5 protein-coding genes are annotated in these 6,099 nt (G+C 29.7%); all 5 read left to right on the forward strand.

Features of this window, described 5'->3' with window-relative positions; genetic code table 11:
* Window positions 1-59: 59 nt before the first annotated feature.
* The 5 genes from ABNK64_RS09125 (at window position 60) to ABNK64_RS09145 (ending at window position 6,003) form a co-directional block, all read left to right on the forward strand.
* Complete coding sequence (locus tag ABNK64_RS09125) at window positions 60-716, forward strand: toxin-antitoxin system YwqK family antitoxin (RefSeq protein WP_300342832.1); 657 nt, start codon at window positions 60-62, stop codon at window positions 714-716.
* A gap of 251 nt (window positions 717-967) precedes the next feature.
* Window positions 968-1,399 (forward strand): hypothetical protein, encoded by a 432-nt coding sequence (locus ABNK64_RS09130; RefSeq protein ID WP_300342834.1) that lies wholly within the window; start codon window positions 968-970, stop codon window positions 1,397-1,399.
* A 40-nt stretch (window positions 1,400-1,439) separates the two neighbouring features.
* Window positions 1,440-4,520: a hypothetical protein gene (locus ABNK64_RS09135; protein ID WP_349764176.1), complete on the forward strand. Its 3,081-nt coding sequence runs from the start codon at window positions 1,440-1,442 to the stop codon at window positions 4,518-4,520.
* Between the two features lie 46 nt (window positions 4,521-4,566).
* Window positions 4,567-5,556 (forward strand): hypothetical protein, encoded by a 990-nt coding sequence (locus tag ABNK64_RS09140; RefSeq protein ID WP_349764177.1) that lies wholly within the window; start codon window positions 4,567-4,569, stop codon window positions 5,554-5,556.
* 18 nt (window positions 5,557-5,574) lie between these two features.
* Window positions 5,575-6,003 (forward strand): hypothetical protein, encoded by a 429-nt coding sequence (locus ABNK64_RS09145; RefSeq protein WP_349764178.1) that lies wholly within the window; start codon window positions 5,575-5,577, stop codon window positions 6,001-6,003.
* Window positions 6,004-6,099 lie beyond the last annotated feature (96 nt).

Raw genomic sequence — 6,099 nt, forward strand, 5'->3', positions numbered from 1 at the left:
TCTTGAAGATATTTAAAAATTATAGTAGAATATACTCAGATTTATCTAGGAGGCAACTTATGCAATATTTAGTTATAATTTTATCTTTTGTTATCATTGGTTGTAGCAATATAAATGCTAAAATAACACATGAAATAACCCATCATAAAAATGGGAGAATAGAGAACGATATCACTCTTGTTAATGGGGTAAGAGATGGAAAGGTTTTTAGTTATTTTGAGGATGGAACTCTCTCTGTAAAAGGATATTTTAAAAATGGAGAGAGAGATAGGGAGTGGTATTTCTATGATGAAAACACTAAAAATATATCTGCAATAGAAAATTATAGTAGAGGAAAGCTAGAGGGGAAACAGTTGTACTACTATCCTAATGGGAAATTAAAACTAACAGGAAATTATAAAAATGATATTCGATCTGGATTTTGGGAGATGTATGATGAAGAAGGAAAGTTGGATGCTCAAAATATATTTCTTGAAGGAGAAAAAGTAGTTAGTGTGGCACTGTATCATAAAAATGGAGAGATTTTGTGTTCTGGGATAGTAAAGAATAGTTTGAGAGAGGGAGTTTGGAAGTATTTTGATGAAAATGGAAAAATACTTTATGATGTAGAATACAGAGAAGGAATAAGAGATGGCAGATGGAGAGCTTATAGTAACGAAGGTGAGTTGATAGTATCAGGTTATTATAACAATGGAAAGATATTGGGATTAGACTAATAAAAATAAACTAAAATAGATACAAAAATGTTTGAAAAAACACTGAAATTAAAGTTATTTTAACTTTGAAATCAGTGTCTTTTTTTTAATTGTGACAATTTTTTGACAAAAAAATAAAAAAAAAGAAAAAAATAAAAAGGAAATTAACAAAAGTTTAGTATTAATTAAATAGAGAGTATAAATATTAGAGCAGAAAAATTTTATGAAAGGGGGATAGTGAGTTATTATTATTTTATAAATAGGAGGTTTTTATGAGAAAGATATGTTTAATGTTTATTTTGTTACTTAATTTAGTATGTGCATATGCTAAAGTAGACTTTAATTTAACAGTTGAAAAAATGGAGATGAATTCAGGAAAAATGACACTAATTCAGGCAAAAGATGTCAATCCTGGAGATACACTAATTTATACTCTTAAAGTAAAAAATGATGATGAGGGAGTTGTGAAAAATATAATGCCAAGTATTCCAATACCAGAATACACAACATTGATTCCAACTTATATTTCACCAAGTGATTCTTACTCTGTATCAACAGATGGTAAAGATTATAAAAAATATCCTTATTTGGGTAGTGACGGAAGACCTGTTGCCGATTCGATGTATAAATCTATTAGATGGACAGTTGATAGCATGAAACCAAATGAAGAGAGAACTTTTAAATTTGGTGTTTCTGTTAATTAAAATTGTCTTTCTTTAAAATTTTTTTAAGGAGAGTGAATTTATGGCTAAGTATTTTTATCGAATGATATTGTTTATATTTTTAATTTTTGGAGGATTGAATGTACAAGCTGCTCCAGCTCCAGCAAATATAACTATAGGAACTCAAGCAACATTGACATTTATGGACACAACTAATAAAGAGCAAGTTGTTTTATCAAATATTGTTACAGTAACTGTAAATCCAGTTAAGGCAGTAACTATATCACCTAGTATTATATCATCAGCTTTTCCAGGAGAGAGAATAGCTTTTCCTGTTAAGATAACAAATGCTAGTAATATAGATACAAGTATTTCAGTTTATTTAACTAATGGTGATGATTTAGTTGATTTAGCTTTCATTATTGATGAGAATGGAAACGGAGTCTTAGATGACAATGAGACTACAGTTATTCCAGAATCAACTATGACTCCAATAGTAAAAGCAAAAGAGAGTATATCTCTAATTGTTACTGGACAAGTTCCAACAGGTGCTGTAGCAAATACAGTTGAGAAATATATTGTTCATGCTAGAATTTTAGATGATGAAGATATAGTTGTATGGAATACAAATGAATTTACTATAAAACCATATGCAAATGTAAAAGTAGTAAAAAGTATAGGGGAAACAGGAGAACCTGATACATTTATTTATGTATTTAAAATAACAAATGAATCAAATACACCTGCTACAAATATAACTCTTACTGACACTTTAGCAAGTAATATAGTTCTTGATAAGAATATGGGTGTATGGTTCCCAGTTGGTTCAAGTGTAGGTAAAGAGGTTCCAATAACTGCAACTGGTTATGAAGATAATGCAGATGAAATAGATTTTTCAGTAGTTAATGGAGTTTTAACTTTAAAAGTAAAAAGTATAGCAGCTAATCACACTGGAAATGATGCAGGTGGTGTATTACATTTAAGAGTAAAACCAAAAGATGGTGAACTTGGAGGAACTATTATTTCTAATACAGCATCTTATACATTTGATAATGGAACAGGAACTATGGTTACAAAAGATACAAATACAGTATCTTATACAATACCTGTAAAACGTGCAGTAGCTATAGCTAAAGATCTAAGTGAGACATTTGTAAGACAAACACTATTCACAATTCCTCAAACAATTGAAAATATAGGAAATATAAAAGATGCTTATACATTAAGTATAGAAAACGGAATCTATATTGAAAATCCTATTTTCTATCTAGACACAAATGGAGATGGAATAAAACAGGATTCTGAAAATGTTGTAGTAACTGAAACACCAGAGTTAAATCCAGGAGAAAAGTACAATGTAATACTTGCTGGAAGATGGTTAGAAGCTACTCCGACTACTCTATTTAGAACATTTGCAACTTCTAAAGTTGATACAGGTGTAAGTGACTACAGTTCAATAACTGTAACATCAATTTCAGCTGCTGGTTCAGCTTTACTTTCTTCAGATTTAACACTTAATGCAGTTTCAGGTAAAGAAGTAGTTATACCTCAAACTTTAGAGAATAAAATGGGAGATGTAGAGAAATTTAGATTAACAGTAGAAGAAGTTGGAGATATATTCGCTTCAGTAAAATATATAGTGGATACAAATGGTGATGGAATAAAACAAGCTTCAGAAACTACTGAGATAACAGATTTAACTCCAGATGTAGCAAATGGTGATCTATTTAAATTCTTTGTAGTAGGAAGTTTAAAACCAGAAATAACTGGAACAGAAACATTTAGAATCTATGCTAGAAGTACAAGCTCAGCTATAGGTGTGGATTGGAGTACAATCACTTTAAATATAGAACAACCAGTGGCTAATGTAAAAGTTGAAAAATCATTAGGAGAAACAGCAGTTCCAGATGCACTTATTTATGTATTTAAAATAACAAATGATTCAGATGTAATAGGTAAAGACTTGGTAATTACTGATAACCTTCCAAATAATATTCATGCAGATAAAGATATTGCAGTGTGGTATCCATTTGGAAGTAGTACTTTCAAAAGTATACCGTTAACAGCTACAGGATATGAAACTATAGCAGATGATGTAGATGTATCAATAGTAAATGGTGTAATGACATTTAAAGCTAAAAGAGTACCAGCAGGTGCAGGAATAACTGATACAAAAGGTGGTATGTTAGTAATAAGATTTAAACCTAATGCTGGTGTAGCAGCAGGAACAGTTATTTCAAATACAGCTTCATATGTTTATAACAATGGTAAAGAGATAGTACCTTCAGCAAATACAGAAACTGTTCTTTACACAGTTCCAGAAAAAGCAAAAATTGAAGTTGAAAAAAGTGTTTTAGATATAGATAATTCAAATTCATTTATATACAGATTTAAAATAACAAATGATGCTAATATACCAGCAACAAATGTGGTAATAACAGATAATCTATCATCAGATATAGAAGTTGATGCAACAGTGGCTGATTGGACTCCATTTAATTGGACTACATCTAAAGCGTTACCATTAACAGCTACAGGATATGAAGTAATTTCTGATGAGATAGATGTATCAGTAGTTAATAATGTATTATCAGTTAAATTAAAAGGTGTACCAGCAGGTGGTGGAGTAAATACAGCAGGTGGTGTATTATTACTAAGAGTTAAAGCTAAAGAAAGTACAGCTCCAGGAACAGTAGTTTCAAATACAGCTTCATACTCTTATAACAATGGAATAACAGATATTCCAGCAGTAAATACTAATACAGTAACTTATACTATACCAACAGCTACTTTAGGAATAGAAAAATACCAAGCTGTAGATGGAAATAAAGATAATACTCCTGATAGTGAATATACAAAAGATGCTTTAACTGTAAACCCAGGGGATACTATATTCTATAAACTAGTTATCCAAAATACAGGAAATGGTAGTGCAACTAATATAGTGGTTGCAGATAAGATCGCTGATTATACAACTATGTTCCATGGTGATGGAAGTGCAACAATGACAGGTAAACCAGTATGGAGAACAAATGGAGGTTCATTTGTAGAGATAGAAGGTGTTCCTGAAGTTGGAGCTTCTGGAAGTGTAACATTAAGTATACCAGTGATAAACCCAGGAGACAACATTGAAATATACTATAATGTAAAAGTTGATGAATAGGCATAAAAAATTCTAATTAATAATTAGTGGAAGGGAGTACGGTATTATGTTAAGAGAAGAAAGAGTAAGTAAAATAAAATTTCTTATACTAGTAATACTGTACTCTTTTTTCCAATTTATACTCTATGCAGATGGGTATAAAATTGGGAATGAGGCATTAATTTCAAATATCTATATAAAAGAGGAATCAAATATAGTAGAAGCGAGAGTAGTTTATGAGAGGTCTGATTTTGAGATTGAAAATTATTGGGAAAGATTAGATGATGGAACAGCAATCTTATATTATGATATGAAAAATTTAAATAATAGGGATATTAGTGAATTAAAGTTTACCAATGATTTTGAGGATAAATTTACAATTGATAGGAAAAGTTCATATTTTGTTTCTTTTAATAGTAAAGAAAAGATATATTTTGATGAGGGTAAATTAGAGCTAGAAAATGTTAAAATAAACTTAGAAAATAGCAAAGTTGAGTTTGAAGCAAAAGATGCTAAAAAACTTAAAGGAAGCAGTATTCTAGCCCTTCATTTAAAACCTGACTATGATAAATTTCCAGAAGATGTATATAAAAATAAGTTAAAGTATAGTTATAAAAATGACTATGAAGAGATGCAGAACAAAGTAAGTTATGCTCCAGATTTTTTTATAATGAGAAGTAATGGTTCTGAAATAGAGATAGTTAGATATCAAGGATTGGATGTGAACAATGACAATGAATTAGATTTTCCATATCAACTCACAAATTTGACTGGAAAAAGAGGAGATGTTGTATTCTATAGGGTTGATATAACAAATATAAGTGATGAGAAACTTTTTAATCTGAATATAACTAATCCTATTGGAAAACATAGTAAACTATCTTACGGAGATAAAGGCTTAACTGGAAAAGGGTATCCAGTATATAAATTAAAAGGTAAAATTATTCCAATAAAAGATCATCCATTAGAAGGTTATGGAGGAGTAATTGAACTTTTTTTAGAAGAGTTGGATTCACAAGAAACTGTAGAAATATATTATTGTACTAAGATCTTTTGATAAAAGAGAGGAAGTAGTATGAGAAAATTTTTGTGTTGTTTTATCATTGTATTTTCTTTGATTATAAATAAAAATTCACTTGGAGAAACTCTAAATAGTAAGAAAATAATCACACAAACATTTTTGTCATATGAAAAAGAGAGTGGTGAAAAGATATTAGCCGTATCTAACTATGTAATAGTTGATTTGAAAGAGATAGTGGCTTTTGAAGTAGAAAATTATTTTCCAGTACTTAATTTAGAGTATGGAGCTGAAGTAAATCTTCCTTATCAGATAAAAAATTATGGAAATATAGAGGAAACATATCTCATAAAAATAGGAAATTATGAGATTTTTTCTGGATTCCAGATATATTTTGATAGCAATAAAAATGGAATCATAGATGAAAATGAGATCCCTTTAAAAAAAATAGGAGAAGATCTATTTGAAACTCCCACTGTTGCGTAAATTGCAATAGTAATTGTCGCTTTTTTTCTAAAAAATTCTTAGGCAATCTTTCTGAAAAAATTTTGATAAATTTCTTCAGCCGTCTTCCCATGAAAT

The sequence above is a fragment of the Fusobacterium sp. SYSU M8D902 genome, assembly GCF_040199715.1.
Classification (GTDB): Bacteria; Fusobacteriota; Fusobacteriia; order Fusobacteriales; family Fusobacteriaceae; genus Fusobacterium_A.